General features: G+C 68.5%; 28 protein-coding genes and 1 pseudogene. 14 read left to right on the forward strand and 15 right to left on the reverse strand.

What is annotated here, in order from left to right:
* Positions 1 to 133: 133 nt before the first annotated feature.
* From AB0M88_RS08760 to AB0M88_RS08770, 3 genes are read left to right on the forward strand one after another with little or no spacing between them, the layout of a single operon-like run.
* Entirely contained in the window at positions 134 to 1,117 is a 984-nt protein-coding gene (locus AB0M88_RS08760) for a LacI family DNA-binding transcriptional regulator (RefSeq protein WP_364097598.1), read from the forward strand.
* Complete coding sequence (locus AB0M88_RS08765) at positions 1,114 to 2,520, forward strand: CocE/NonD family hydrolase (RefSeq protein ID WP_364097601.1); 1,407 nt, start codon at positions 1,114 to 1,116, stop codon at positions 2,518 to 2,520. Before AB0M88_RS08760 ends, AB0M88_RS08765 begins: the two co-directional genes overlap by 4 nt.
* 55 nt (positions 2,521 to 2,575) lie before the next feature.
* Positions 2,576 to 5,290: a carbohydrate-binding protein gene (locus AB0M88_RS08770; protein WP_364097604.1), complete on the forward strand. Its 2,715-nt coding sequence runs from the start codon at positions 2,576 to 2,578 to the stop codon at positions 5,288 to 5,290.
* Between the two features lie 5 nt (positions 5,291 to 5,295).
* Here AB0M88_RS08770 and AB0M88_RS08775 read toward each other — a convergent pair whose 3' ends face one another.
* The 6 genes from AB0M88_RS08775 to AB0M88_RS08800 all read right to left on the reverse strand — a co-directional run bounded on the left by AB0M88_RS08775 (position 5,296) and on the right by AB0M88_RS08800 (position 10,033).
* Positions 5,296 to 5,862 (reverse strand): TetR/AcrR family transcriptional regulator, encoded by a 567-nt coding sequence (locus AB0M88_RS08775; protein ID WP_364097607.1) that lies wholly within the window; start codon positions 5,860 to 5,862, stop codon positions 5,296 to 5,298.
* A gap of 25 nt (positions 5,863 to 5,887) precedes the next feature.
* Positions 5,888 to 6,559 carry a FadR/GntR family transcriptional regulator gene (locus AB0M88_RS08780; protein ID WP_364097609.1) on the reverse strand — a complete coding sequence of 224 codons (672 nt, stop codon included), beginning with the start codon at positions 6,557 to 6,559 and terminating at the stop codon, positions 5,888 to 5,890.
* A 64-nt stretch (positions 6,560 to 6,623) separates the two neighbouring features.
* On the reverse strand, positions 6,624 to 6,788 hold the full coding sequence (locus tag AB0M88_RS08785) for a hypothetical protein (RefSeq protein ID WP_364097612.1): 165 nt from the start codon (positions 6,786 to 6,788) through the stop codon (positions 6,624 to 6,626).
* Positions 6,785 to 7,210, reverse strand: a complete 426-nt coding sequence (locus AB0M88_RS08790) for a VOC family protein (protein ID WP_364097615.1) — start codon at positions 7,208 to 7,210, stop codon at positions 6,785 to 6,787. Before AB0M88_RS08790 ends, AB0M88_RS08785 begins: the two co-directional genes overlap by 4 nt.
* Positions 7,211 to 7,340: 130 nt before the next feature.
* Positions 7,341 to 8,903 carry a DHA2 family efflux MFS transporter permease subunit gene (locus AB0M88_RS08795; protein ID WP_364097617.1) on the reverse strand — a complete coding sequence of 521 codons (1,563 nt, stop codon included), beginning with the start codon at positions 8,901 to 8,903 and terminating at the stop codon, positions 7,341 to 7,343.
* 443 nt (positions 8,904 to 9,346) lie between these two features.
* A complete protein-coding gene (locus AB0M88_RS08800) occupies positions 9,347 to 10,033 on the reverse strand; it encodes a hypothetical protein (protein WP_364097619.1) in 687 nt (228 codons plus the stop codon).
* Positions 10,034 to 10,109: 76 nt separating this feature from the next.
* On the opposite strand from AB0M88_RS08800, the gene AB0M88_RS08805 reads away from it, so the two are divergent.
* Complete coding sequence (locus AB0M88_RS08805; protein ID WP_364097622.1) at positions 10,110 to 10,604, forward strand: carboxymuconolactone decarboxylase family protein; 495 nt, start codon at positions 10,110 to 10,112, stop codon at positions 10,602 to 10,604.
* Between the two features lie 81 nt (positions 10,605 to 10,685).
* On the opposite strand, the gene AB0M88_RS08810 is transcribed toward AB0M88_RS08805, so the two are convergent.
* The 4 genes from AB0M88_RS08810 to AB0M88_RS08825 all read right to left on the reverse strand — a co-directional run bounded on the left by AB0M88_RS08810 (position 10,686) and on the right by AB0M88_RS08825 (position 14,412).
* Entirely contained in the window at positions 10,686 to 11,876 is a 1,191-nt protein-coding gene (locus AB0M88_RS08810) for an RICIN domain-containing protein (RefSeq protein ID WP_364097625.1), read from the reverse strand.
* A gap of 205 nt (positions 11,877 to 12,081) precedes the next feature.
* Positions 12,082 to 13,155, reverse strand: coding sequence for a hypothetical protein (locus AB0M88_RS08815; protein ID WP_364097628.1), 1,074 nt, complete (start codon positions 13,153 to 13,155; stop codon positions 12,082 to 12,084).
* Positions 13,152 to 13,652 (reverse strand): SigE family RNA polymerase sigma factor, encoded by a 501-nt coding sequence (locus AB0M88_RS08820; protein WP_364097631.1) that lies wholly within the window; start codon positions 13,650 to 13,652, stop codon positions 13,152 to 13,154. The genes AB0M88_RS08815 and AB0M88_RS08820 overlap by 4 nt, the downstream gene beginning before the upstream one ends.
* A 118-nt stretch (positions 13,653 to 13,770) precedes the next feature.
* The gene (locus AB0M88_RS08825; protein ID WP_364097634.1) at positions 13,771 to 14,412 is read right to left on the reverse strand and encodes a response regulator transcription factor; all 642 of its coding nucleotides are present in this window, start codon (positions 14,410 to 14,412) and stop codon (positions 13,771 to 13,773) included.
* 95 nt (positions 14,413 to 14,507) lie between these two features.
* Between AB0M88_RS08825 and AB0M88_RS08830 the strand changes: the two genes are divergently transcribed.
* The gene (locus tag AB0M88_RS08830; RefSeq protein WP_364097797.1) at positions 14,508 to 14,738 is read left to right on the forward strand and encodes a HAMP domain-containing sensor histidine kinase; all 231 of its coding nucleotides are present in this window, start codon (positions 14,508 to 14,510) and stop codon (positions 14,736 to 14,738) included.
* A 70-nt stretch (positions 14,739 to 14,808) separates the two neighbouring features.
* On the opposite strand, the gene AB0M88_RS08835 is transcribed toward AB0M88_RS08830, so the two are convergent.
* Positions 14,809 to 15,651 carry a hypothetical protein gene (locus tag AB0M88_RS08835; RefSeq protein WP_364097637.1) on the reverse strand — a complete coding sequence of 281 codons (843 nt, stop codon included), beginning with the start codon at positions 15,649 to 15,651 and terminating at the stop codon, positions 14,809 to 14,811.
* Between the two features lie 355 nt (positions 15,652 to 16,006).
* On the opposite strand from AB0M88_RS08835, the gene AB0M88_RS08840 reads away from it, so the two are divergent.
* Both AB0M88_RS08840 and AB0M88_RS08845 read left to right on the forward strand, forming a co-directional pair.
* The gene (locus tag AB0M88_RS08840) at positions 16,007 to 16,216 is read left to right on the forward strand and encodes a hypothetical protein (RefSeq protein ID WP_364097640.1); all 210 of its coding nucleotides are present in this window, start codon (positions 16,007 to 16,009) and stop codon (positions 16,214 to 16,216) included.
* A 187-nt stretch (positions 16,217 to 16,403) separates the two neighbouring features.
* On the forward strand, positions 16,404 to 17,033 hold the full coding sequence (locus AB0M88_RS08845) for an HAD family hydrolase (RefSeq protein ID WP_364097642.1): 630 nt from the start codon (positions 16,404 to 16,406) through the stop codon (positions 17,031 to 17,033).
* Between the two features lie 61 nt (positions 17,034 to 17,094).
* On the opposite strand, the gene AB0M88_RS08850 is transcribed toward AB0M88_RS08845, so the two are convergent.
* On the reverse strand, positions 17,095 to 17,445 hold the full coding sequence (locus tag AB0M88_RS08850; RefSeq protein WP_364097645.1) for a hypothetical protein: 351 nt from the start codon (positions 17,443 to 17,445) through the stop codon (positions 17,095 to 17,097).
* Positions 17,446 to 17,567: 122 nt separating this feature from the next.
* On the reverse strand, positions 17,568 to 17,678 hold the full coding sequence (locus tag AB0M88_RS08855) for a TetR family transcriptional regulator (protein WP_364097647.1): 111 nt from the start codon (positions 17,676 to 17,678) through the stop codon (positions 17,568 to 17,570).
* Between the two features lie 604 nt (positions 17,679 to 18,282).
* Here AB0M88_RS08855 and AB0M88_RS08860 point away from each other — a divergent pair.
* Together AB0M88_RS08860 and AB0M88_RS08865 are read left to right on the forward strand one after the other, a co-directional pair.
* Positions 18,283 to 18,436: pseudogene (locus AB0M88_RS08860) on the forward strand (cytochrome P450); the annotation flags it as partial.
* Between the two features lie 10 nt (positions 18,437 to 18,446).
* Positions 18,447 to 18,641, forward strand: a complete 195-nt coding sequence (locus AB0M88_RS08865; RefSeq protein WP_364097650.1) for a (4Fe-4S)-binding protein — start codon at positions 18,447 to 18,449, stop codon at positions 18,639 to 18,641.
* A 92-nt stretch (positions 18,642 to 18,733) separates the two neighbouring features.
* On the opposite strand, the gene AB0M88_RS08870 is transcribed toward AB0M88_RS08865, so the two are convergent.
* Complete coding sequence (locus tag AB0M88_RS08870; protein ID WP_364097652.1) at positions 18,734 to 20,062, reverse strand: PQQ-binding-like beta-propeller repeat protein; 1,329 nt, start codon at positions 20,060 to 20,062, stop codon at positions 18,734 to 18,736.
* Positions 20,063 to 20,343: 281 nt separating this feature from the next.
* Here AB0M88_RS08870 and AB0M88_RS08875 point away from each other — a divergent pair, with 281 nt between their 5' ends.
* From AB0M88_RS08875 to AB0M88_RS08890, 4 genes are all read left to right on the forward strand, one after another.
* Entirely contained in the window at positions 20,344 to 21,090 is a 747-nt protein-coding gene (locus tag AB0M88_RS08875) for an SDR family oxidoreductase (RefSeq protein ID WP_364097655.1), read from the forward strand.
* A gap of 121 nt (positions 21,091 to 21,211) precedes the next feature.
* Complete coding sequence (locus AB0M88_RS08880; protein ID WP_364097658.1) at positions 21,212 to 22,033, forward strand: isocitrate lyase/phosphoenolpyruvate mutase family protein; 822 nt, start codon at positions 21,212 to 21,214, stop codon at positions 22,031 to 22,033.
* Between the two features lie 51 nt (positions 22,034 to 22,084).
* The gene (locus AB0M88_RS08885) at positions 22,085 to 22,732 is read left to right on the forward strand and encodes a nitroreductase family protein (protein WP_364097661.1); all 648 of its coding nucleotides are present in this window, start codon (positions 22,085 to 22,087) and stop codon (positions 22,730 to 22,732) included.
* 21 nt (positions 22,733 to 22,753) lie between these two features.
* Positions 22,754 to 23,098, forward strand: a complete 345-nt coding sequence (locus AB0M88_RS08890) for an MmcQ/YjbR family DNA-binding protein (RefSeq protein WP_364097664.1) — start codon at positions 22,754 to 22,756, stop codon at positions 23,096 to 23,098.
* Positions 23,099 to 23,378: 280 nt separating this feature from the next.
* On the opposite strand, the gene AB0M88_RS08895 is transcribed toward AB0M88_RS08890, so the two are convergent.
* On the reverse strand, positions 23,379 to 25,400 hold the full coding sequence (locus AB0M88_RS08895; RefSeq protein WP_364097667.1) for a hypothetical protein: 2,022 nt from the start codon (positions 25,398 to 25,400) through the stop codon (positions 23,379 to 23,381).
* A 215-nt stretch (positions 25,401 to 25,615) separates the two neighbouring features.
* Here AB0M88_RS08895 and AB0M88_RS08900 point away from each other — a divergent pair, with 215 nt between their 5' ends.
* Positions 25,616 to 25,777, forward strand: a complete 162-nt coding sequence (locus AB0M88_RS08900) for a hypothetical protein (protein ID WP_364097670.1) — start codon at positions 25,616 to 25,618, stop codon at positions 25,775 to 25,777.
* Positions 25,778 to 25,974: the final 197 nt, after the last annotated feature.

A 25,974-nucleotide genomic window follows, 5' to 3' on the forward strand; every position in this document is an offset into this window, starting at 1 on the left:
CGGTTTGCTTCGGTTTCCCGAGGTCCTGGCCGAGATAACGTTATCTTTGGAGTTACAGTAAGGTTTCGCGCGGCGCTGTCAAGGCTTTGTCTTACGGGTTTTGCGGCGGCGCGAAGGGGAGGATGATCAACGGATGCCCGCGAGACGGCGACCCACCATGCGCGACGTGGCCCACGAGGCCGGAGTCGCGCTGCGCACGGTCTCCCGGGTGGTCAACGAGGACGCCACGGTCGGAGCCCCGCTCGCGGCCCGGGTGCGCGACGCGATCGCCAAACTCGGCTTCGAGCCGGACGAGCGCGCCCGCCAGCTGCGCAGCGGCCGCACCGGCACGATCGGCGCCGCGGTCCGCAACATCTCGGACGCCCACCCGGTGCTCAAGGCGATCGACGACACCGCCCGGGCGGCCGGCCTGACCGTGGTCGCCATGTCGACCGAGGACGACGAGCAACGCGAACGCGACGCCGTCATGTCGATGACCCGCCGCCGGATGGACGGCATCATCATCGAGCCGATCGCCGAGAACCATCAGTACCTCAAACCCGAGATCGACTCCGGCCTGCCGGTGGTCGCCTTCGACCGGCCGGCCACCGGCGTCGAGGCCGACGCGGTGCTCAGCGACAACCGGGCCGGCATCGAGACGGCCTTCCGGCACCTCGCCGGCCACGGCCACCGGCGCATCGCCTACATCGGCGACGACGAGCGCATCTACACCGGCCGGGAGAGGGCGACGGCTTTCCGCGAATGCCTGCGCTCTTCGGGTACGCCGTACAGCGGTCTCGTCCACACCGGCCCGGTGGAGCCCGACCGGATAGCCGCCGCGCTCGCCGCGACCGCCGGCGCGACCGCCCTGATCACCGGCAACGTCTCGATCACGGTCGCGGTGATCCGCGCGCTCGGCCCGGACTTCGGCCGGCGGGCCCTGGTCGGCTTCGACGACTTCCCGCTCTCGGACCTGCTCCACCCGCCGATCACGGTCATCGCCCAGGGCGTGACCGAGATCGGCCGCACGACGGTCGAACTCTTCCAGGCCCGGCTGGCCGACCCGGGCCGCCCGGTCCAGACCGTCATCGTCCCGACGACCCTGATCGTCCGAGGCTCGGGTGAGGTCGCCCCGTGACCGTCGTCGCCTACGACGTCGGCGTTCCGATGGCCGACGGCGTGCTTCTGCGTGCCGACGTCTACCGGCCGTCGTCCGGGCCGGGCCCGTTCCCGGTGCTGCTCGTCCGCACTCCCTACGGCAAACAGGATCCGACGATCCTCGGCGTGCTCGACCCGCTGCGGGCGACCCGCGCCGGCTTCATCGTGGCGATCCAGGACGTCCGCGGCCGCTTCGCCTCTTCGGGCTCGTGGTCGCCCGTGATCAACGAGCGGTCGGACGGGCGCGACTCGGCGCGGTGGGCGGCCGGGCTGCCGGGCTCCAACGGCCGGGTGGGAACCTACGGGCCGAGTTATCTGGGCCAGGTGCAGGTGGCCAACGACTCGCCGCTGGTGGCGGCGTCGGTGATCTCCTATACGTGGTCGAACCCGGCCGACGGCCTGGTCGCGCGCGGGGGAGCGGCCGAGGTGGGTCTGGTGACCAACTGGTCGCTGCGCCTGGCGCTGGACTACCTGCGCCGGAGTGGCCTGTCCGACGCCGAAGTGGTTCGCGCGCTGGACCATTTCGACGCGGACCCGTTGAGCGCCGCCAAGGTGCTGGCCGCGCTGGAGATGCCGGTTGTCGCCGCAGTGCCGCCCTTCGGCCCTCCACAGCGCCCCCTGCTGATCATCGCCGGCTGGTATGACGTCTTCCTCCAGGGCAGCCTCGACATCTACCACCGGTCGGACACCGCGTCGCTGATCGTCGGCCCGTGGTCGCACAACAACCACACCGCCCAGGTCGGCAACCGCAACGCCGGGCTGAAAGCCGACGAGGGCCGCCTCGACCTGTTCGGCCGCCAGCTCGACTTCCTCCGCGACCCGCCCCGACGGCCCGAGGCCCAGGTCTTCCTCACCGGAGTCGACGAGTGGCGCACGTACGAGAAGTGGCCGCCGCCCTCCCGGCCGCACCTCTTCCCGGTGGCCGGCGCGTTCGGTTTCGGTCCCGGAGATCCCGTGCCGACGCACGGCGGCAACCTCCTGATCTCGCCCGGCTTCCCGCCCGGTCCGCTCGATCAGGCCCGCGTCGAGAGCCGCCCGGACGTCCTCGTGATCACCGGCGAGCCGCTGACCAGCGACCTCGAGGTGCAGGGCCGGGTCACCGCGTCGATCAGGGCGACCGGGAGCGCCGACCTCGTCGTCCGCCTCTGCGACGTCGACCCCGACGGCGTCTCGCTCAACCTCACTGATGGGATCTTTCGAGCGAACGGCGAGGCGCAGAGAGAAGTCGACCTCTGGTCGATCGGCCACGTCTTCCGCGCCGGCCACCGCATCAGAGTGCAGATAACCTGGAGTTCCTTCCCGCGCTGGGACATTGTCGCCCACGCCAAGGGCCCGATCACGATTCATCCCGGCTCGGCGGTGACCCTGCCAAACATCGGATGAATCCGCTAGCCTGGGGAATCCAACTCCATCGATCAGCAGGATCGGCGGCATCCCCATGCGAAGACTCGCCCTGCTCCTCGTCCTCCCCCTGGTCGGCCTCGTTCTCCCCGCGACGGCCGCACAAGCCTCCCCGACCGACGCGGCCTTCAACCCGGGCACCGGCACGCTCAACGTCGACTACGCCGGCTATCTGTCCAAACACGACATCGTCTACAACCGCCCTAACACCACCCCCGGCAACGGCCTCACGGTCGGCAACGGCCGCACCGGCGCCATGGTCTGGGATCAGAACGGCATCACCGCCCAGGTCTCCGGCGTCGACCTGGCCGAGCAGTCGACGTACGCCGCCGGCAACATCAATCTCCAGACCACCCCCGCGCTCTCCAGCGGCTCCACCGGCTATCAGCAGCGACTTTCGCTCTACGACGGGTTGCTCTCCACGAAGTACGCCGATGGCCGCACCGTCACGATCCTCGGACAGCCCGGCTCGGAGACGATGGGCGTGCACGTCGACGACAACCGCACCAACGTCACCGCGGTGAGCTTCGACCTGAGCCTGTGGGACATGTCGACCGTCACCAACATCGCCGACGTGCCCAACCTGACCACCTGGAAGACGGTCTCGACGTTCGCCGACTCGACCGGGGCCGGGCTCAGCCGCGGGCAGGCCGACCCGAACAACTTCGGCTACACGCTGGCCGCGACGGTCGAGGGCACCCCCTTCAGCACCAAGGTGGTCAACGGCACCGACGTGCGGCTGACGATCACGCCGAGCTCGTCGTACACGATCTGGTTCACGGCGGCGAGCCGCCTCGACGCGGCCAATCACGACTCGCTCTCGGCGGCGCGCAGCCAGCTTTCCGCGGTCAAATCTTCCGGGTACACCGCTGTGCGTTCCAGCTACCAGAACTTCTGGCACGGGTTCTGGCAGAAGTCGTTCGTGCAGTACAGCAACTCGGCCGGTGACGCCGACTACCTGGAGAACGTCTACTACCTGGCGACGTACATGATCGCCGCCGGTGGCTACGGCAACTATCCGGTCCACTTCATCAACGGCGTGTTCCGGGCGACCGGCGACCAGTCCAAGTGGAGCAACGGCTACTGGTATTGGAACCAGCGGGACGTCTACAACTCGTTCCTGGCGTCCAACCATCCCGACCTGCTGAAGACGTTCAACAACCTCTACAGCCGGAATTCGGCCGCGTTGAAGTCGTTCACCCAGTCCTACCAGGGCATCGCGGGGCTCTGGGTGCCGGAGACGATGGGCTGGGACGGTAACGCCCGCGGCACCACCGGCAGCGACTACACCAAGGGCATCATGTCGACCGGCACCGAGGCCGCGTACAACATGTACCTGCAATACCGGTACACCAACGACACCAACTACCTGTCCAGCACGGCCTATCCGTTCATGCGCGACGTGGTGGCGTTCTACTCGAAGAAGCTGTCCTACGACAGCGCCAACAACCGCTACTACATGGCGAACTCGAACGCCCACGAGACGTACTGGAACGTGCAGGACGCGATCACCGACCTGGCCGCCGTCCGCCTGCTCTTCCCGCTGACCATCTCGGCGAGCCAGACCCTCGGGCTCGACGCCGACCAGCGGGCGGGCTGGCAGAACATCGTCGACCACCTCGCGCCCTACCAGGTGTCGAACGGCGCCTATCTGCCGCACGACCCGCCGATCGCGCAGACCCGCAACAACGAGAACGTCGCGTCCGAGCTGATCTGGCCGTACGACCGGACCGGCATCGGGGCGCCCGACCAGCAGACCGCGGTCAACACATGGAACGCGCGGCCCTTCCCGTACGGGAACGTGTGGGCCAACGACGCCGTGCAGGCGGCCCGCCTCGGCCTGGGTGACCAGGCGTTCTCGGGCATGAAGACGATGCTGCAGAAGTACCAGAACTATCCGAACGGCCTGACCGCCAACACCAACGGCGTCTTCGAATATCTCGGCGTGCACCTGACCGCGATGAACGAGTCGCTGCTGCAGAGCTACAACGACAAGATCGCCGTGTTCCCGGCGGCGCCGACCGACTCGACGTTCAACGGCAAGTTCACGCTGCTGGCCAAGGACGGTTTCCTGGTCTCGAGCGAGCGCGAATCCGGCGAGACGAAATACATCGGGATCAAGAGCCTGTACGGCAAGCAGGCCACGGTCGTGAACCCGTGGGCGGGCCAGCAGATCCGGGTCCGCCGGGCCTCCGACAACGCGATCCTGGCCACCACCACGGCGGCCACGATCTCGTTCGCCACCGCGGCCAATACGGTCTATGTGGTCGAGCGGGTCGCCAAGCCGCTCACCTCGTACGCGAGCACCCGCCTGACCGGCAGCGCCAACCAGGGCCCGAAGTCGCTGCGCAACACCGCGTCGACGCTCGGCCTGCCGGGCGGCAGCACGACGGCCGGCACCTTCAACGACTCGGCCGCGACCTACGACGCCAACTGGTACCTGACCACCAACCGCGGGTACGGCGACTACAACGACGACACCCACCACACCACGACGAACGGCGCGGCAGCCCAGTTCACCTTCACCGGCACCGGCATCCAGCTGCTGTCGGAACGCAACGGCGACATGGGCAACGCCGACGTCTACCTCGACGGCGTGCTCCAGCAGAACGTCAACTTCTACGTCAGCGGCGCCCGGCAGGCGCAGCAGGTCGTCTATTCGAAAACCGGCCTGGCCTCGGGCAGCCACACCATCCGCATAGTCAGCCGGTCGACCTCGGTCGTCATCGTCGACGCCTTCAAAGTCAGCTAGCTCGGTCAGCTGACTCCGGTCGGGCCGAGCCCCCACGCCGTCAGCAGGCGGTCGATGTGGGCCGGCCCGTCCTCGTGCCACCGGTGGCCCGGCTTGTGGACGCGCAGCGAGGTCAGTCCGTGCATGCCCGCCCACAGGTCGGTCGCGGTCACCGGCGACGCCGTGGCGGAGGCCCGGATGAGCTCGCCGATCTGGGCGAGCAGCATGTCGGCGCCGTCGGTGTGCACATGGTCGTCGCCCAGTTGGTCGGCGCTCTCGAAGCGGAGCTGGTAGAGGCCCGGGTTGGCCAGTCCCCACCCCAGGTAGGCGTAGGCCAGGAGCCGCAGCCGTTCGCGCGGCGCCCGGCCGGGATCGTCGGCGCTGGTCACGGCCCCGACGAAGGACGAGTCGACGGCCAGGAGAACGGCCCGGTTGAGGTCGCTCTGCGACGCGAAGTGCCGATAGACCGCGGTCGCCGAAACGTCGCAGGCGCGCGCGACCGCCCGCAGCGAGGGGATCGCGAGCGACAGCCGTGACGACGCGAGCTGGATCGCCGCCGCGAGCAGATCGTCGTAGAGATGATCTCGTCGCATGACGTGACCCTAACCCGACTTCGATCTAGAGGGCCCGGCGCAGCCACTCCTCGACGCCCGCCACGTGCACGGTCGCCCACGACCGGGCCAGTTCGGGCTGGCGGGTGGCGATGGCGTCGACGATCGCCTGGTGCTGTTCGCGGGTGCGGGCGGCCGCGCCCTCCTGGGTCAGGCCGCGCCAGATGCGGGCCCGGGTGGTCGGCCCGGAGAGGCCGTCGAGCAGCGACGACAGCACCGGGTTGGCGGCGCCCGCGGCGATCCGGCGGTGGAACTCGAGGTCGTTGGCGACCAGCGCCTCGATCGACGGGTCGGCGTCCAGCTCGTCGAGCACGGCCTGGAGCTTCTCGACGTCGCCGGCGCTCATCCGCTGGGCGGCCAGCGCGGTCGCGGCCGGTTCGAGCAGCCGCCGCACCTCGAGGAAGTGCATGACCGCGTCGTCGGTGTGGAAGTCGACCACGAAGCCGAGCAGGTCGAGCAGCAGGTGTGGTTCGAGGCTGGTCACGTACGTGCCGTCGCCCTGCCGCACGTCGAGCACCCGGATCATCGACAGCGCCTTGACCGCCTCGCGCAGCGAGTTGCGCGACAGCCCGAGCCGCTCGGCGAGGTCGGCCTCCTTGGGCAGCCGGTCGCCGGGCCGCAGCGCCCCCGAGACGATCATTTCCTTGATCTTGTTGATCGCCTCGTCCGCCAGCGCCATCCGACCCTCCGCTCGTCACCGGAATCATACGAGCGACCGGTTCCGGGCGAAGGCGCCGAGGCGCTCAGAGCGGCAGTTCGGTGCCGGCCTGCTCGGCGACCATGTAGGCGGCGTACCAGGCCGGCCAGTTCTCGTCCGGCTCACCGGTGCGCTTCTCGTGCTCGCCGTGGGCCGCCTCGGCCCGGCGCAGGGCCGCCTCCAGGTCGCCGGCCGAGCCGAACGAATTCACCAGGGCCGGGTCGACCCGGCCCGGCAGCCGGTTGGTGATCTCCTGGAGCAGCCAGAAGTTGCCGTCCGGGTCGGTGAACGACGCCCGCGACCGGTAGCTGCGCGTTCCGGGTCGAGTCCGTCCGCCGGCCCGTCGGGCGTGACGTGGAAGATCTCGCTCACCTCGATCCCGGCGGCGACCAGGGCCTGCCGGGTCGCCACCAGGTCCGACACGATCAGGTATTCCTTGGCCGAGCCCGGTTCGGCGGCGGTCAGCGTGGCACCGAACTGCACCGAGCACCACGACCCGTGCGGCGTGAACTGGACGACCCCGGGCGGCGTGACGTCCTTGCGCCAGCCCAGCCGCTGATAGAACGCGGTGGACCGCTCGATGTCGGCCACCGGGATGACGACCACTTCCAGCTTCATGTCGATGTCCGGCATCGCTGTCTCCCCTCGGATGTGTGAGGGCTTCAGCATGCCGCTTCCGGGTGCCGTTCGACCCCGGGAGACACCCTGGTCGAGAAAGGCCCGCGGTCAACCGACCGCGGGCCCGCTCTCGGCGTGCGGCGAACTAGTGCATGACCACCGGGACCGCTTCGGCCTGGTCGTCGTCGAGCAGGTGCGACTCCTCCTGCTTGCGGGGCAGGAAGAGCGCCGCGACCACGGTCACCAGCACCAGCGCGAACGCCACCCAGTAGGTGTGCGCGAACGCGTGCGCCGCGTTGGCCAGCCCGGTCTTGATGCCGGACGGACCGAGCTGTTGCGCGATCCCCGGGTTCTGCCGGGACTGGATGGCCGCGCCGCCGTTCGCGGCGTGCTTCAGGCCGTTGGTCAGGATCACCGACATCACCGCGACACCGATCGAGCTCGCGATCTGCTGGGTGATGTTCAGCAGCGTCGACCCGCGGGCCACCTCGATCGACCGCAGCGTCTTCAGGGCCGAAGTCATGATCGGCATCATCGTGCTGCCCATGCCGAGACCCATGACGAACAGGATCGCGATCAGCGTCGTGTATGACGTCGTCGAGGTGATCTGGGTCAGTGCCGCCATCCCGCCCGCGATGAGGACCAGGCCGAACGGCACGATCCGGCCGACCGGGAACTTGTCGCTCAGCGCACCGGCGATCGGCATCGTCAGCATCGCGCCGATGCCCTGCGGGGCGACCAGCAGGCCGGCCTGCAGCACCGACTCGCCGCGGATCTGCTGGAAGTAGGTCGGTACGAGCAGCAGGCCACCGAAGAACGCGACCGCGAACAGGAACATCGTGATGATGCTGACCGCGAGGTTGCGGTTGCGGAACAGCCGCAGGTCGAGCAGCGGATGCTTCGGCCTGAACGAGTAGAAGACGAACGAGACCACCAGCACCAGGCCGATGATTCCGGGGATCAGCACCTTGGGCGCGCCGACCCGGCCCTCGGCCGGGATCGAGGAGACGCCGTAGAGGAACAGCGCCAGGCCGGGCGACATCATCAGCATGCCGACGAAGTCGAACGACTCGGACGGGTGCGGCGAGTCCTTGGGCAGCGCGAAGAACGCGTAGACCAGCGCGATGACGCCGATCGGCACGTTGATCAGGAAGATCCAGTGCCAGCTCGCGGCGTCGATCAGCCAGCCGCCGAGGATCGGGCCGCCGATCGGGCCCAGCAGCATCGGCACGCCGAGGATCGCCATCAGGCGGCCCATCCGCTTCGGGCCGGCCGCCCGGGTCATGATCGTCATGCCGAGCGGCATCAGCATGCCGCCGCCCAGGCCCTGCAGCACCCGGAAGCCGATCAGCATGTTGATGCTGGAGGCCATCGCGCAGAGCGCGGAGCCGATGGCGAACAGCGCGAGCGCCGTCATGTAGAGACGCTTGGTGCCGAAGCGGTCGGCCGCCCAGCCGGTGAGCGGGATGACCGTGGCCAGGGCCAGCGTGTACGCCGTGACCGTCCAGGCCACGGTCGAGTATTGAAGCGGGTGCCCGTCGGTGCCGAAGGTGGTCTGGAACGTCGGCAAGGCGACGTTGACGACGGTGATGTCGAGGATCGACATGATCGCGCCGAGCACGACAACCCCGGCGACCTTGAGAATATCGCCGGTTATGCGGTTGTCGTCCCCGGCGACTGTGCCTGTGCCTGTGGCAACGTCAGTCATGAGCTCATTCCCCTGTTCTGATCCACCCCGGTGCCCCCCTTGGATCAGTGGCCGGCGCGCCCTTCACGTGGCTCCGGCGGTCGATAGATGGATCGTCTCCCATCGACACGGCCGGTGGGCAGTCCCGTACGGAGTGACGACGCGCATACTCAACGCCCCCGAAGAGCAAAGACGCGCATAGCCGGGAGACTATACAACCAGATCAACGCGGCCCGCGAAGCATTTTCGCGAAACCCTGCGGTCGCCAATGTTCGCTACCGACTTATAGCGCCATTTCGTGTCGGCTCGGGCTATTTCCTCCCCACTCCGCGGCCCTCTTCCTTTCAATGCCTTTCTTAGTACTCCTCACCTATGAGGAACCTGAGGACGGCGTGAACGGGCGCTGCCGGGCATTGGCCTAATGTGGACGGTAATACGGAAAAGACTTCCCTCGGCCAGGCGAGCTAGCCCACCTTCCACGAACCGATGACGTCCTGCAGCGGCCAGACGAACACGATGTCGCCCTTGAGCGGCTGCTTGGGCACGTCGAAGACGACCGTGGTGACGTAGGTGCGGCCGGCCGTCAGCCGCCGGAACAGGCCGGTCGAGCCGGTCGTCTCGCAGCCGCTGCCCCCGACCGAGTCCAGCCACTCGCCGTCCGGCTTCTGGAACCGGAAGTCGAATTCCGACACATCGGGTACGCCGTCGAGCACCTTGACCCGTACGGTCGCGGGCAGGTATCCGCCGTTCCTGGGCTTGACCGCGTACTCGTTGCAGGCGGTCTTCCGGTACTTGCCGGCGGCGACGGTAACCTCGAATTTCTCGTGGTTTTCGCCGGTCACGGCGAGGGGCTTGCCCATGGTGAGCAACTGCGGGCCGAGGGTGGCCGCCGCCGAGGGCTCGGTCGTGCCCGCTCCCGACGCGACCGGCCGGAGCGGGGCGTTGGCTCGGTCGTCGTGCGGCGGGCGAAGCACCAGGACGACCACGGCGATCACGCCGACCGCCAGCAGCGCCAGGCCGGCCGCGAAGTAGGCGATGAAGAAGCCGCCGAGCCAGCGCCGGGGAGACGGCGGAGGCGGCGGAACGGCCGGCGGCGGCACCCAGACCGGATAGTGGTGGTCCGGTTCCGGCGGCCGGGGAAATCCGTTCACGAGATCGAAGCATAGATGAGCACACTCAGCCCCCGGTTGGCCTTGCCGATGCCTTCCCGACGTGTTGCCGTAAGGCGTGCCGCACATCGAATTGCCGCCACTGCCCGGGATCGCGGGTCTGCTGGCCGGCTACCCGCAGACCGCCGGCCCGCTCAGCAGCCTCGCCGAGGCCCTGCTCCGAGGGCCGTCGCCGCTCACCGCCCACCAGCGGGAGGCCATCGCCGCGTACGTGTCACGGCGCAACGAATGCACCTTCTGCGCCGAAACGCACGGCGCGGCCGCCCGGCACCTGGCCGGCGATGTCGAACCCGGTCCGGACGCGTTGATGGAGGCACTGCTGGCGATCGCCGAGAGGGTGCGCGTGGACGGGCGCTCGGTGACTGCCGACGACATCGCCCGTGCCCGCGCGGCCGGCGCCGACGACCCGACCATTCACGACACCGTGCTGATAGCCGCGGCCTTCTCCATGTTCAACCGATACGTCGACGGCCTCGACACAAGGCTCCCGGACGACCCCGCCCAATACGACCAACGCGGCCGGATCATGGCCGAGCAGGGTTACCTGCGTTAGTCGGACGCCATCGAACACGACCACCACCATGCGCCCCCGGCGGATGGTGGTGATCGTGTTCAGGCTGGATTCGTCGCCGGGCTAGAGACCCATGCTCGAGCCGAGGCTGTTCAGGGCCTTGGTGACCTGGGCCTGGGCGTTGGTGTTCAGGTTGGCGTTGGTGCCGTTCACGACCCAGGACGAGCCCGAGAAGATGACCACGGTCACGCCGTTGTCCACGCCACCGGTAGTGCCGCTGCTGGGAATGCCGAGCAGCGCAGCCGACTCCACGGACGCCTCGCCCAGCTCGCGGGAGTCGTTGTCCGAGGTGGTCTGGCTGTTCCCGGTCTGGGTGTCGCCGAAGATCGCGCCGATGCACTTGCTCTGGTAGAACATCAGCGCGAACTGCCGGCCCGAGATGCCGTGCTCCTTGTAGAAGAAGTGCGGGCAGGGCGACGTCCGGTCCCAGCAGTCGTCGCCGAGCACGTAGAACGGCACGTGGTGCGCGGCCAGCTGCGCGCCGTTGCTGTCCTGGAACGTCGTCTGACCCTGGTGATCGGGATCGGAGTCGGGGTCGCTGCCGTCATCGTCGACGGCCAGGCTCGAGCTGTACGCGTAGACGCCCGTCGCCACCTGGTACACGTTGACGTTCTGGGCCCGCGTCATGGTGTTGATGTGGGGCTTGGAGTTGACCTGCTTCGCGGTCGTCATGTTCTTCTGGACGCCCGCCAGCACCTGCGCCGCCGTGTACGAGCCCGCCGGCTGGGTGGTCGGCGGTGTCGTCGTCCCGCCGCCGGACTGGCTCCAGAGCTGGTTGCCGGCGCCGGTGCACGACCAGATCTGCAGCCGGGTGCCGTCGGCCGAGCTCTGGCCGGTCGCGTCCAGGCACTTGCCGGAGCCCGAGTTGACCAGTTCGCCGTTGCTGAACGACCACTTCTGGGCCGCGGTCGAGTTGCAGTCGTAGATCTGGACCTGGGCGCCGTTGGTGGTGGACGCGCTCGCCACGTCGAGACACCGGCCTGAACTGGGATTGACCAGGGTGCTCCCCGACAGGGTCCACTGCTGGGCGCCGGTTCCGTTGCACGTGTAGAGCTGCACCGCGGTGCCGTTGGTGGTGCCGGCGGCCGCGATGTCGACGCATTTGCCGCCGATGCCGGTGATCGGGCCGGCCGTCGCGGCGCTGGCCGGGAGCAGTCCGAACAGCAGGGCCGCGCTGGGAATGACGACGGCGGCCGTCAGGTACGCCACCAGCTTGAGCCGTCGGCGAGGGGAGGGGGATTGGGGAATGGGCATGGCGCTCCTCGATGGGGGTCGGGCGACATGCGGGCCTGGAGGGGTGAAGGCCGGTCACGTCACCGAGGATGTGCGCTCACGGTATGTCAGTTAAGTTAACTAATCAATATTCTTCGATGGCGGACTTCGCTGAACAGGCACAACTGAACGCACGGCGGAAGCGGCCCCGGGCTGACCCGCGGCCGCTTACCCCCGATCGAGGAACTCAGCCCAGTGCCGGCCGCCATCCGGAGGCATTCGCGCAGTCCCCGAAGGTGGCGCTGCCCAGCATCCGGTCCAAATCAGCCTCGGTGATCCGGTTCCGATCGGTGACGTGCATGCCGATCTGACAGTTGCCGGCCGCGACCACCATGTCCGCGCCCTCGTTCGGCGTCGGGGTGAAAATCTTGTTCGGCCCCGGGAGATACCACGTCTGAGCCCCGTTGATCACCTTTGGTGTCCGGCCCGCCAGGTCGCGCTCGAAGTTGCTCCAGTCCTTGTCCTCAACCTTCAGCGTCGCCTCGAACCGGAACGGCAGGACATTCCTGAAAGCCAGGATTCCGACGGCACCCTGCTCGCCGCCGTAACCGAGACCGAAGCTCGCCGACGGAACCCCCGGCCCGGTGTCCACATCGGTCTGCACCGCCCGCAACTCCGGCGGCACCCACCCGAACGACACCGGTGACACCTCCTCGACGTTCCCGGCCAGCCGGACGTCCCGGGCCACCTCGACCATGCCGGCCTTCTTCTTCTCGGAGTAACCGATCACCAGCACCCAGGCACCGGTGGCGGCGTCCTTCCAGCCGATCACCGGGCCGATCACCGAGATGCCGGCGACCTCCGGCGTGTAACTCGCGACGTACCACGCCTGCGGTCCGCCGATCGCCACCGGCTCACCCCGCCGCAGGGCGGCCGGATCGAACGCGCCGGCATCGAGGGCCAGCACCTCTACGGCGTCACCGTCCCCCTTGCCGTGCACCTGCACGTATTGCGCGACCGTGTCGCTCTGCCGAATCCTGATCTGATACTTCGACCCTTCGCGCAGCGTGATGCCGGTCTGCCACAACGTCGGTGCGACGCTATGTCCGGCCACCGGCGTGCGCTGGGCGGAACGCACGGCCCAGGGGATCGTCACCGCCGCCATCACGAGCGCCACCACCAGAGCCGTACCGTGCAGCATCCGGCGACGGCGCCGGAGCCCAGCCGCCCGCGTCCGTACGTCCGGCAGCAGGGCGGCGTCGAGCGGCACCTGCCCCGCGTGCTGGTCCAAGGTCTCCCGCAGGTCATCCAGCGTGGTCATCGCAGCGCTCCTCGGGCGGCCGTGTCGGTGAGTTCGATTCGCAGGGCCGCCAGGGCCCGGCTGGCATAGCCGCGCACCGTGCCCGGGCGGCAGCGCAGCACGTCGGCGATCTCCTCGTCGCCGAGTCCCTCGTAATACCGCAGGACGATCACCGCGCGCTGCTGTCTCGGCAGGGTGCCGAGCAACTGCCACAGTTCGTCGTCGGCGTGCGGCGGGTTCGGCGCGACCGGTGCCCCCGGCCCGTCCAGATCGCGCTGCCGCAACGGAACGAACGAGTATTTGCGCCGGCGGCGCTGCAACGACAGGAACTCGTTGGTCACCATCCGGCGGACGTACGCGTACGGCTCGCCCGCGCCCGTCAGCCGCCGCCATCTCAGCATCGCCCGGGCCAGCACCTCCTGGACGATGTCGCGGGCCTCCTCGCGGTTTCCGCTGAGCAGAATCGCGTACCGCAGCAGTGCGGGTGATCGCGCGGCCGCGAACTCCTCAAACTCCATGGACCCTCCCGGTCGGTGATTCTCACCAGGGACACGCCCGGCCGGCGAGCTTTGCTGTGCACCGCCGCGATCGTTCAACTGCCGTTCATGAAGGATCGCGAGGCCGGCCCCGGTAGGGCTAGCCTCGAACCGTGCCCAGGCCGGCGTCGCGTGCTTTGGCCACGGCGGCCGCGCGGTCGCTGACCTGGAGCTTGGTGAGGACGGCGGCGACGTGGTTGCGGATCGTCTTCTCGGACAGCACCAGCCGGCGGGCGATCTCATGGTTGTTGTGCCCGGCGGCAACCAGTTCCAGGATCTCGCGTTCGCGGCAGGTCAGCTCCGGGAACACGGTGGTGGCGTAGTCCTTGTGGGCGCTCGTGAAGAAGTCCATGATCCGCTGGGCGATGCCCGTCCCGTAAACGGCGTCTCCGCGGGCCACGGTGAGCACAGCGCGGACGATGCCGCCGCCGTCGGCGCCTTTCAGTAGGTAGCCGCGGGCGCCGGCCCGCATGGCGCCGAACACCGCCTCATCGTCCTCGTGCATGGTCAGTACGAGAATGGCGACCTTCGGGTGCTCGTCCTTGATTCGGCGCGTGGCGGCGAGGCCGTCGATGCCCGGCATGGCCAGGTCGGTGATGACCACGTCCGGGACGAGGCGCTCCACCATGGTGATGAGTTCGGCCCCGTTCGATGCCTCGCCCACCAGTTCGATCTCCGGGTCGGCGGTGAGCCCGAAGCGGAACATGGGGTGGTCGTCGGCGATGAGTACGCGGACGGGCATCAGAGCCTCCTCAGGGGCAACGTGGCAGTGACGGTGGTGCCGCCGTCGGTGGAACGGACCGCGAGCCCACCGCCCAGCGCTTCAGCGCGACGGCCCTGAGCGACGGCGGCGTACGTATCGAGGTGGCCGACCGGGGCATCGGTGTCCCGGCGGCCGACCAGCCGCGGGTGTTCAACGAATATCACCGGTCGGCGAACAGCGGCGGTTACCCAGGCACCGGGCGCGGGCTGGCCATCTGCCGGCGGATCGTCGAGCGGCACGGCGGCCGGATCGGTATCGAAGAGAACATCGGTGGCGGAAGCCGGTTCTGGTTGACCCTGCCGTGACCCGGCCGGCGGCCAGGAACATCCGCCCGGGGGCCCACACCCGTCTCGACGGCCGCTTCGGGTGGTCGCGTCAGAGGGCGCCGAAGCTCCATTCCATGCGGTACATCCACCCGGTACGGACCTCGCGTGGCTGCCAGACGAAATGCGAGGTCGCGTGTTTGCGTATGCCCTTGCGCCGACTCCGGAAGGATGGCACGCCTTCGGGGTCCATGGTCAACGACCAGACGTTCGGCTGCAGTTCGGCGGGCAACTCGAGCCGCATGACCAGGGACGTGGTTGGCAGCCGGATACTCCGTTGCAGCCACCGCCCCCACTGCTGATCGGTGAACGTGCTTACGTAATGGATCTTGCACTTCCGGCCCGGCAGCAGCGGGAAGTCGGCCTCGTCGTTGCCGAAGCGCAGCCGCACCACTTTGAGTTTGTCGTTCTCCTCCAGTGGCAGCCAATCCATCGCCTCGCCGTCGCACGAGGCGTCGAAACAGATTTCGTCCCACGCCAGCGGGTGGTTGCGGTGGTGTTCGGCGGAGCGGCCCGCGTCATACGGATACCGATCCACGGAGATCTTGACGTCGAACTGATCCACACCGTCGTCGCCCTCGTTGAAAAGCAGCCGCTCCACCAGATATTCGTATCGGCCCCCGGAGTACCGGATGCGGACGTCCTCGCTGATGACCGCGAGCCCCGGCGGATAGGTGAGCTGGGTGTCCAGCGCGGGTTCCATCGGCTGGTCCGCGGACGCCGACCCGTCCGGCGGCAAGGATCCGAGATCCTGGGTGGCCAGCCACAACTGGTGGATCCTCTCGATCGCGACGGCCCGATCGAACGAACCGGTGGCACCGTCGGCGAGCACTCGGACGACAGGCTCCAGCTTGGACCATCGCGGGACGCTGCTGCCGTTGAGGATGTTGCTCACGGTCTCCGGGCTGACGGTGTCGGCGAACTCGTCGCGCCGCCTGATCTCGTCACTGATCCGCCGCACCCCCGGCAGGCCCGCGGCTTGATAGAGGCGATGCACCGATTCCAGCAGATCGCGATGAGGACCCACGGGGAGGTCGGCGGAGCTCGGAAGGCGGACCGTCAAATTGATCACCGCGCTTCAGGAAAGCGTCAGGTTCCGTCAACAGGCATCGTTCCACAGTCCCCGCCGGACCGGAACTTCATCCGACTTCCACAGTTCTCGTCATAACCCGATTGAGCGGATTCGCCCTGGCCGACCATTGACTCAGGGAGGAATCATGACAAGGCAATCGGTGATTAAGGCGCTTCGGGTGACCGTCGCCGTCGGATACATGGCCGGCGGGCTGGGCTCGGCGATCGTCCTCGTGAACGCGGGCAACCGGTCATTGCTGCTGCTGGCCGCCTTGCCCGCGGTGCTGCAGAGCATCGAGATGGCCGTGCGATGGGCAACCGGCGCCTCGGCCGACCGGGACGACAACGACGAGGTTCACCCATCGCCGAAGCAGAGGGCATTGGATTAGGCCGGTTCCCGGAATTCCTTTCTCCCGGCGGCGGCCAGCAGATGTGTCAGCTATCCGACATATGTTTGGGCGAACCTCTGGGCCCAGGATTCCACCGGAGGTGCGGCGTATTGATTTCGTGATCTGATCACGATCATGATGGGCGGAGTCCGGCTTGCCGTGGCCCACGGACAAGGGAGGAGAAGAAGTGATCCTGCGGGCGGTGCTCTTCGACCTCGACGGGACCTTGCTCGACAGCGCGCCTTACTGGCAGACCGCCTGGCGGGCGCTGACGACCGCGCGCTTCGCCGAACTGCCGGACGGCGTCCTCGACGACCTCACCGGCCTGAGCACTCCCGACGCGGTGGCCACCGTCCACCGCCGGATGCGGTGGGACGGCGACGTGCCGACCGACGTGGCGTGGCTTGAGGCGAACGTCAGCCAGGCGTTACGCAAGCATGTCGCGTGGCTGCCGGGCGCTCTGCGGCTGGTCTCGGAAGTGCGGGCCGCCGGGCTGGCCACCGGCCTCGTGACCAGTAGTAGCCGGCCTCTCGTCGACAGCGCCCTGCCCGACCGTCGGCCCGACCTGTTCGACGTGATCGTCTGCGGTGATGACGTCGAACGGCCGAAACCCGATCCTTCCCCATACTTGTACGCCGTCGAGCGCCTCCAACTCACCCCGCCGGAATGCGTCGCGGTCGAAGACTCCGTCACCGGCGTCGCCAGTGCGACCGCGGCCGGCTGCCGCGTCGTGCACATCGGCCACACCGGTTCGAACCCGGACGAAGCCGCCATTGATGAGCTGGACGCCGCCACTCTCCTACGCCTCGCGCGATAGGTGGGGTTCCGCGCTTTCCTCGATGAACCGCGCCGCCGATTCAGGCGCCGGGTGGTCCGCGTCAGGCCGGACGGTGACCGCGGTCGGGGGTGGTCAGGTACACGGTGGCCATGTCGGCGACCTGTTCGCACCACCGGGGTAAGGAGACCCCGTCAAGGGTGTCCCGGCCGATGACCGCCCGGTGGATGCAGGTGGTCGTGATCGTCCGGCCGGCGATGGCCAGCGCGGTCGCCGGGTCGGAGCGGCGGACCTCGTCCAGGTGGTTGATGGTCGCGTCGAGGTACAGCTGCTGGATGTGCTCCAGTGCGCGCCGGGAACGCTCGGACGACCCGATGGGCCGGGCGCCGCCGACCACGTGCGGAATGACGTGGGCGCCGGCGGAGAACCCTTCGGCGAGAGTACGGGTGAACACGTCGATGACCCGGACAGGCCACCCTCCACGGAGCGCAGGGCTGCGGCGATGTCGTCCTCCACGCGGGTCAGCAGCCGGTCCTTGACCGCGTTGAGCAGTTGCTCCTTGCCCTCGAACCGGCGCTAGATCGAGCCCACCGACATGCCGGCGCGTTCCGCGACGGCGGCCATCGTGAGGTCGTCGGACCCGTCGGCGGCCAGTTCCTGCTCGGCCGACACCAGAATCCGCTGCAATGCCGCCCGACCTTGAGCTTCCGGTCGAGCGTGGCTGTCCGTTCGCCGCACCCGCGGGTTACGCGCGGCTGCGCGAGCAGGCCCCGATCAACCGGGCCCACCTGGTGACCGGCCCCGAAGTGTGGGTCGTGTCCGGACACGAGGAAAGCCGCGCCGTCCTCGCCGACCGCCGCTTCTCCGCCAACCGGGGCGACGAGAATTTCCCGCTCGTCGACTCCGATCCGGCGGCGCGGCAACGGTTCCGCGACCAACCGCCGGTGATGCTCAGCATGGACGGTGAACAGCACGCCGCCACCCGCCGCGTGGTACTCGGCGAGTTCACCATGAAGCGGCTGAACGCCCTGGAGCCGCGGATCCAGGCGATCGTCGACGGCTTCATCGACGACATCCTGGCCACCGGGCAGCGCCCGGTGGACCTGGTCCAGGCCCTCTCCCTGCCGGTGCCGTCCCTGGTGATCTGTGAGCTGCTCGGCGCGCCGTACACGACCATGACTTCTTCCAGAGCCGCACCGCCACGGCGATCCGCCGGAGCGTGCCCTCAGCGGAGCGGCAGGGACCGCACCCTCGACCACGCGAGCCTGGTCAGCATGGCGTTGCTGCTGGCCTCGGTCAGAACCTGGCCCGGATGGAGCTGCGCATCGTCTTCGACACGCTGTTCCGCCGCATCCGGCCTGCGGCTCGCCAAGCCGGTCGACGACCTCGCGTTCAAGACGGACGCCGGCCTCTACGGCGCCTACGAACTTCCCGTCACCTGGTAAGGAGCACCCGATGCGGATCACGGCAGACACCGGCGTCTGCGTCGGTGCCGGACAATGCGTCTTGGCCGAACCGGCCGTATTCGACCAGGACGACGACGGCATCGTGACGCTGCTGACCGACCACCCCGAGGGCGAAGCCGCCGAACACGTACGCGACGCCGTCGGGCTCGGCCCGTCCCGAGCCCTCTCCATCGCCGAGGAATAGCCCTCACGGCAGGGGCAAAGAGGGACGCGTGAGCTCTGTGCCGATGCTCGTCGACGCCAAGGTGCCTTCGGGCGAGGTTTCCGTGTCGGCGGTCAGGCGCCGGCGACGGCCACCACGCCCGTGGTGGTGCCGACATAGGCCCGGTCGTGGGCCAGCGTCGGGGAGGTGAAGTGCGGGCAGACCCCGACGGAGATCTGCTGGAGCACCGCTCCGGTCGCCGGGTCGAGCGCGAAGAGGGTGCCGCCGTCGTAGTCGACGACCCAGACCGCGCCGCCGCCCACGACCGGGGAACCCTTCGCGGTGGACGGCCCGCGCCAGAGCACCTGCATTCCGCCCGCGGAGTCGACCCGGACCGCGCGTGGCCCGTCGGTGCACGGCACGTAGACGGTGTCCGCGTCCACGGCGGCGCCGCCGTACGCGCGGCAGACCGTGGCCTGTGCCACCTGCCCGCCGATGCCGCCCAGGGAACCCGAACGCATCGTGTACGCGGTGCCGCGCTTGCCGTCGGCGTAGACGTACGACCCGACCAGCGCGGGCGTCATCGAGCCCAGGTCGAGGTCGGAAGCATTGTCCGCCGCCCACGTGCTCGGCGCGAACCGATCCGCGAGCTGCAGGTCAGGGCTCAGGGCGAGGACCGAGTCGCTGCCGTCGTAGGCGCCCGAGGTGCTTTCGCCGTTGCCGACCGCGTACAGAAGATTGTTGCCGACGACGGTGGCGCCGCCGGGCGCCCAGATGCCGCCTTCCCGGGTGGTCGGCACGGCGTAGGAGTCCGGGGCGTCGGTGCCGGTGGTGGGCAGCGAGACGACCGACCCGATGTAGTTGGCGCAGTCACCGGCCAGGCCGCCGTAGGCGATGTAGACCCGGTCGCCGAGCAGGTTGAGCGCGGCGCGTTGCTGGTGCGCGATCACGTCCCCGCTCGGCGGCTCGGCGGTCCGCTGCTCGCTGATCTGTCCGGTGGCCGCGTCGATGCTCACCAGCACGTGTTCCGGGCCGGTGCGCTCGGCGAGCGCGAAGAGCAGGCCGGTCGCCGGGTCGTACACCATCGTGCTGGTGATGCCCAGCGGATCGATGTTGCCGCAGGGCAGCGACGAACGTGGCACCGGAGTTCCGACGTGCGTCGACCAGACCACGGCCCCGGTGGACGCGTCCAGCGCATAGACGGTGTCGTTCTCGGTAGCGGCGAAGATGCGGTCGCCGACCGCCAGGGGCTGCCCGTAGACCGCGCCGTCGAGCGTCGCCGTCCAGGCACGCGACAGGGTGCCCAGCGGTGCGAGGCCGGCGGTAACCCCGGAGCGTGCGTTGTCGTGGTGATAGGTCGTCCAGTCGCCGTCCGCCGCGGCCGACGCCCGCGGCGCCGGTGCCGTTGCCGCAACGGCCGTGGTCAGCGCCGCGACGGCCACGCTGCGAATTCCTCGTCTCATGGGATGCTCCCAGTGGTCGAACATATCGATGTCCGTGTATCCCCCGCTGTCCTCGCGGCAAACCCGCGGCCCTTGCCCGATGGCGCGACATATCGAACGCGAAGGCCCGCTCCTTGGTCGCACTCGTCCCGGTGCGAGTCGCGGTCACGCGAACAGCCTCGCAACTCGGACTGTATAGTCCATCACAAGGTGGTCTGACTCCGGCCGTACCAGCGGATACCATGGCTTCAGCGCATTCCTGTGGACCTTCTAGTCCATCAAATAACGAAGGAGAGAATGTCATGTCGGCACGTACGGCCCTGATTACGGGTGGCACCAGCGGAATCGGGAAGGCTGCCGCACGGACTCTGCACGATCGCGGTTACCGCGTAGCCGTCACCGGACAACGCCCGGAGAGCGTGGCTCGCGCGCGCGAAGAACTGCCCGACGACATCGTGGTCTTGCAGTCTGACGCACGGTCTCTGTCGGACATCGACAAGGTCATATCCGAAGTCGGAGCACGCTTCGGAAGCCTGACCACGCTGTTCCTCAACGCCGGCGTCAACCGTCCCATGACACTGGAGCACTGGGACGAAGCGGGGTACGACGAGGTGTTCGCCGTCAACACCAAAGGCGTGTTCTTCACCCTGGCCAAGGCCCTGCCGCTCTTGGCTGACGGCGCATCGGTCATCGTCACCGTAGGGATCGGAGCAACGCGCAGCCTTACCGGCAGCAGTGTCGCGGCTGGTTCCCACGGCGCGATGCTGTCCATGATCCCAACCCTTGCCCTCGAACTCGCACCGCGCCGGATTCGCATCAACGCGGTCAGCCCGGGCATGACCGACACTCCCATGACGAGAGCCTCGATCCGAACGGCAACCGAGGACGTCGCCGGGACGATGACAGCGATGGCCGAGCGCCATCCATTCGGCCGCCTCGCTACACCGGAAGACATCGCCGGGACGGTCGCGTTTCTGGCCTCGGACGACGCCGCGTACATCACCGGGCAAGAGATCGTCGTATCCGGAGGCGCGGGGTTGGCCATCTGACCGAAGCGTCACGAATCGGCGGACACGACGCAGCAATGCCGGTCACCAGGAATCGTCAACCACGTGCTGATGGCGGTGTCTTCATCTCCCGCCTGAACACCCCCACCCGAAGGAACAAATCATGGCCGGCACTGAGCTCTACGAGAAGTTCATGGCACTCCACACGCGCGAAGGCGGCCACGTGCTGCCCAATGCCTGGGATGCGGTCTCGGCGCTGATCCTCGCCGACGCCGGATTCGAGGCCATCGGCACCTCATCGGCGGCGCTGGCGGCCACGCTCGGACGACTGGACGGACGCCACAGCGTGTCGGCCAAGGAGCACCTGGGGCACGCTGCGCTGCTGGCTCGCGTGACCGGCCTGCCCGTGAACGGCGACTTCGAAGACGGCTACGGCGAGACCGCCCAGGACGTCGCCGCAACGGTGAACGCCGCGGTCGACCACGGGCTCGCCGGCATCGGGATCGAGGACACCAGCGGGAACACCGAGGCCCCGATCCGCGGCTTCGACGACGCGGTGAACCGCGTCCGCGCCGCAGTGCGGGCCGCGAAGGGACGGATCGTCGTCACCGGCCGCACCGACAACTACCTCCAGGGACGTCCCGACCTCGACGACACCATCCGGCGGCTGACGGCGTTCGCCGAAGTCGGCGCCGACGTGCTCTTCGCACCGTTCCCGCCCGACCTCGACTCCCTCGTGAAGATCATCACCGCCGTCGCACCGACGCCGGTGAACGTGCTCATCTCCCCGGCGGACCACGTGCTGACCGTCGCCGAACTGCAGAAAGTGGGCGTCAAGCGGGTAAGCCTCGGCCCCGCGCTGTACGCCAACGCACTCACCGCGCTCGAGCAGGCCGCGCAGGCACTACAGCGCGGCGACATCGCCACGGCCACCGCCGGTATCGGCTTCGGCCGCGTGAACGACCTGCTCGCCGCCGCGTCCTGACCCGCAGACCATCGACGCCACATCAACCTGACCTAGAGAAAGCAGAACTCCGTGGACCTCGACAAGATCATGAACAAGCACCTCAGCCGGTACTTCGACGGCACCAAGACGATCCCCGAGGAGACGATCCGGCAGCTGCTGAAGTTCCTCCGGTCTGCCCCCACCTCCACGAACATCCAGCCGAACCACTTCATCGTTCTGTCCACCCCGGAGAGTAAGGCGAAGCTGGCCGCGAACCTCGGCGAGCGGTTCGCCGACAACGGCGAGAAGATCACGAACTCCTCGCACACGATCATCATGACCACCCGCGCGGACATCCCCGCCGAGCACCTGGACGCTGTGTTCGACAAGGAGCGCGAAGACGGCCGGTTCCCGACCGTCGCGAAGCAGGAGAACTGGGAGTACATGACCCGCGACTTCGTGAACCTGCGCACCTATACCTACAAGGACACCTACCACTGGATGGAGAAGCAGACCTACATGGTGATGGGCCTGCTGATGATGGCCGCCGCCGAGCTCGGCGTCGAGGCCATGCCGCTGGAGGGTTTCGACCCGGTCACGGTCGACAAGGCGTTCGACATCCGCAAGACCGGATACACCACGACCGTGCTGCTGGCGCTGGGATACCCCGACCTGAACAAGCAGTACACCACCGCGATCTCCCGCTTTGAGCCTGACCAGCTGTTCACCTTCGCCTGATCGAGGAATGAGGCGAACGTCATGGACGAGCAGGAGCTGCAGCAGGTCGCGCACGATATGGCGACATCGCTGCCCGGCGTCACCCTCGAACACCGCGTCAACCCGAACTGGGAGACCTACAAGGTCGGCGGCAAGGTCTTCCTACTCATGACCGACATGCCGGGTCATGCCGTCGTGACCGTCAAGGCGGACCCAGAAGAGGCAGTCATGCTCCGCGGGCAGTTTGCGGAGATCACGGCTGGTTACCACACCAACAAGCGCCACTGGGTCAGCGCCGCCGCCGGTCCCGGCATCGACGAGGCCCTGGTGCGGCGGCTGGTGAGAGATTCCTACGGTCTCGTGGTCGGCACAACACCACGACGCTGACCCAGCCGATCAGGTTGAGCCTCACGCCGAGGAACAATCGGAGACGACTCCGAAACCGGCACCACAGCGATGCCGGGCGAGGCGCGGTGGCGGGGTTTTCATACCGCCGCCGGCAACGCGCAGCCGGAGAAAGCGTGGCGGGACTCCGGCTACGCATTCATCACCGAGGACGGGGCGCGCCGCCGGTCCGCCGGCGCCAGGGCGCCGCCGGCCTCGCCCACTGCGCCGAAATCGACCTCAAAACCGTGCAAGCCGGGGCCGGCGCTCAGAGATGGCACTACTAGAAAGTCACGTCCTGCAGCGGCGAGACCGCGCCGTCGGTGAAGACCCGCTGGATGTAGAGGTGGTTCTCTCCGTTTGGCGCCGCGTACTGCACGAAGGTCGCGTTGCCGTCCGGGTCGGCCGGCGTCTCTTGTACCGCGCCGTCGTTCACATGCCACAGGTACGAGACCGTCACGTCCATCAGCTGGCCGGAGAAGGTGAACCAGCCGTTCTCGTAAATGCCCCAGGTGTCGACCTGCGGATCGAGCACGGTGTAGTCGAACTCCGCACTGGCCGACAGCGAGCCGTCCCGGTGCACACCGCGGACGGTCAGTGCGCCGTAGCCGGGGTCGGACGGGGTGTAGGTGATCGTGGCCCCGTCGACCGTCCCGCTCGTCCCGTCGGCCAGCGTGTACCGGTAACCCACGACGTCGGGGGTGGCCGGGCTCAGCGTGAAGGTAGCCGGCCGTCCGGCGACGGCATCGTTCCCGTACGGCCCGGTCAGCGCCACCCCCGGCGCATCCGGCACGCTGATCTGGATCGTCGTCGGCGGTGTCAGCGTGCCGTCGGCCAGCACCCCCTGCGCGGTAAACGGGCTGTCCCCGGCATGGCCGGGCACCACGTCGACGGCCGTGTTCGACCCGTCGACCGACTGCTGCGCCCCACCGTCGAAGGTGTAGACAAAACCGGTCACCCCCGGAACGTCGGTCCACAGGAAGACCTCGATCGGCTGACCGAGGACCGGGGTGTCGTTGATCCCGACGCTCGGGTGGGCGTCGATCACGTAGAACGTCTGCTGCGCCGCGGCCGACTCGTGGCCGGCCGGGTCCACCGAGGTCACCATGATCGTGTAGGTGCCGCCGGCGGGGGGCGTCCACGACAGCGTGGCCGAGCCGTCCGCTCCAGCGGTGATCTGCTGCTGGTCACCGCCGAAGTCGTATTTGAAGGCGACCACCCCGACCGAACGCGCGGTGAGGGTGAAGGTGTCGGGCCGGCCCGAGATCGGATCGGCGCCGCCGCTGACACCGGGCGCGTCGGTCACTACGATCTGGTCGGTGTGCGCGCCGGCCAGCTTCTTCCCGGCGTACGAGTGCTCGACGATCGCCTTCGTCCCGGCGCTGGTGAAGACCAGGTCGCCGGTCGCCTTCTGGCCGGCCGCGGGTACCCGCGTCTCCGGTCCGCCGTCGACCGCGTACCCGAACGAGGTCACGTCGGTGGAGACCGCTTGCAGACTGATGTGGCTGTTCAGGCCGATCCCGGCGACGTCGATGGTGGCGAACGGGGCGCTGTTGCGCACATAGAAGGTGTACTTCGTCCAGTCGCTGGCGTTACCGGCCGCGTCCAGCGAGCGCACCTCGACGTACTCGGGGCCCCAGCTGGACGGCGTGATGCTGACCTTGGCCCGGCCGCCCGGATGGTTGGGCGCCACGACCGGGTTGCCGGCCGACCGCGGCATGCTGTTCACCGAGTACTCGAAGCTGGTCACGTCGCGGCTGCCGCCGGTGTCGAAGACGAAGGTGCCCGGCACGCCGGCACCGCCGGTGCCCGGGTAGTCGGCGGTGGCGTACTTCTTCGACGAGACCAGCGGGGTCGGCGGCGCGGTGTTGTCGACGGTCAGGTAGCAGACCGCCCCGTCCGGCCCCGGCCCGGAGGCGTCGCCGGCCTGGGCGGTCCACGCCAGCACCGTCCCGTCGGCGTAGCCGCGAAGGTCGACCTGGAGGCGCGGGGTGGCGCCGACTGACGAGCCGACCACGGTCCGCTGGTCGGGGTGGCCGTCCGGCCAGATCGCGAACGAAGTGGTCGGTGAGGGCGGCGGATTGGTGTCGACCGTGTGCGCGGTGAACATGGTGAACTGCCCGGCGCTGGGGTGGTCGGCCTGCGTGCCGCAGGGCCGGTCCGGGTTCAGCAAACCTTCGTCGGTGACAGTCGGCGGTGTAGTGGCAGAAGCGGCCTGGGCGGGTGGCGCGAAGCCCGCGACCAGGGCAGTGGTGCCGAGCGCGGCTACGGTCGCGTAGCGCAGCATGGATCGCCAGCGGTCCATCAAGGATTTCCCCCATTTTCCCTGCTCAACCGGCAGGGCTGGGGGAGTTTAACATCGTCGATGTCGACCGTCCGCCCGGTTTCCGCTTCACGACCCGCAACGTCGAACCGCCTGCCGGGGTCCCCCTCCAGCTCGGCGGTTCGACTCAACGCTCAGTCAGCGGCGACGGCGACTCGAACCCCCACGCGTGCGCCGCCCGGCGCCCGATCGTGTAGTTGTCCGCGTCCGCGCTGCCGCCGCTGCACCCGGACTTCCTGACCCGCCGCCTCCACCATCCGGTCGGCGAGTCCGGGCTGCCGCCGGTCTGGCGGCACGATCTGCGCCACGGCGCGGCGAGTCTCGCGCAATGCGCCAGGGTCGATCTCAAGACGGTGTAGGCGCAGCCCGGGCTGCTCACGGCCGACACCTACACCAGCGTCCTGACCGACCTGCTGGCCTACGCGGCCGAAGCCACCGCGAAGCTGGTGCTCGCCGCTGCGGCCCGCAATCCCACATACGTCCCACAAAGATCAAGGGCGCATAGCTCAAAAAGGTATACGCCCTGGTGAAGCGTGGTGCGCCGCGTAGGACTTGA

It is taken from the genome of Actinoplanes sp. NPDC051411, from assembly GCF_040682075.1.
Taxonomy (GTDB): Bacteria; Actinomycetota; Actinomycetes; order Mycobacteriales; family Micromonosporaceae; genus Actinoplanes.

Bases quoted from the DNA above. Each gene is read 5' to 3' on its own strand.
- AB0M88_RS08760 (WP_364097598.1), top strand. From the start codon at position 134: ATGCCCGCGAGACGGCGACCCACCATGCGCGACGTGGCCCACGAGGCC.
- AB0M88_RS08770 (WP_364097604.1), top strand. From the start codon at position 2,576: ATGCGAAGACTCGCCCTGCTCCTCGTCCTCCCCCTGGTCGGCCTCGTT.
- AB0M88_RS08775 (WP_364097607.1), bottom strand. From the start codon at position 5,862: ATGCGACGAGATCATCTCTACGACGATCTGCTCGCGGCGGCGATCCAG.
- AB0M88_RS08780 (WP_364097609.1), bottom strand. From the start codon at position 6,559: ATGGCGCTGGCGGACGAGGCGATCAACAAGATCAAGGAAATGATCGTC.
- AB0M88_RS08790 (WP_364097615.1), bottom strand. From the start codon at position 7,210: ATGCCGGACATCGACATGAAGCTGGAAGTGGTCGTCATCCCGGTGGCC.
- AB0M88_RS08795 (WP_364097617.1), bottom strand. From the start codon at position 8,903: ATGACTGACGTTGCCACAGGCACAGGCACAGTCGCCGGGGACGACAAC.
- AB0M88_RS08810 (WP_364097625.1), bottom strand. From the start codon at position 11,876: ATGCCCATTCCCCAATCCCCCTCCCCTCGCCGACGGCTCAAGCTGGTG.
- AB0M88_RS08815 (WP_364097628.1), bottom strand. From the start codon at position 13,155: ATGACCACGCTGGATGACCTGCGGGAGACCTTGGACCAGCACGCGGGG.
- AB0M88_RS08820 (WP_364097631.1), bottom strand. From the start codon at position 13,652: ATGGAGTTTGAGGAGTTCGCGGCCGCGCGATCACCCGCACTGCTGCGG.
- AB0M88_RS08825 (WP_364097634.1), bottom strand. From the start codon at position 14,412: ATGCCCGTCCGCGTACTCATCGCCGACGACCACCCCATGTTCCGCTTC.
- AB0M88_RS08865 (WP_364097650.1), top strand. From the start codon at position 18,447: ATGCGGATCACGGCAGACACCGGCGTCTGCGTCGGTGCCGGACAATGC.
- AB0M88_RS08870 (WP_364097652.1), bottom strand. From the start codon at position 20,062: ATGAGACGAGGAATTCGCAGCGTGGCCGTCGCGGCGCTGACCACGGCC.
- AB0M88_RS08875 (WP_364097655.1), top strand. From the start codon at position 20,344: ATGTCGGCACGTACGGCCCTGATTACGGGTGGCACCAGCGGAATCGGG.
- AB0M88_RS08880 (WP_364097658.1), top strand. From the start codon at position 21,212: ATGGCCGGCACTGAGCTCTACGAGAAGTTCATGGCACTCCACACGCGC.
- AB0M88_RS08890 (WP_364097664.1), top strand. From the start codon at position 22,754: ATGGACGAGCAGGAGCTGCAGCAGGTCGCGCACGATATGGCGACATCG.
- AB0M88_RS08895 (WP_364097667.1), bottom strand. From the start codon at position 25,400: ATGGACCGCTGGCGATCCATGCTGCGCTACGCGACCGTAGCCGCGCTC.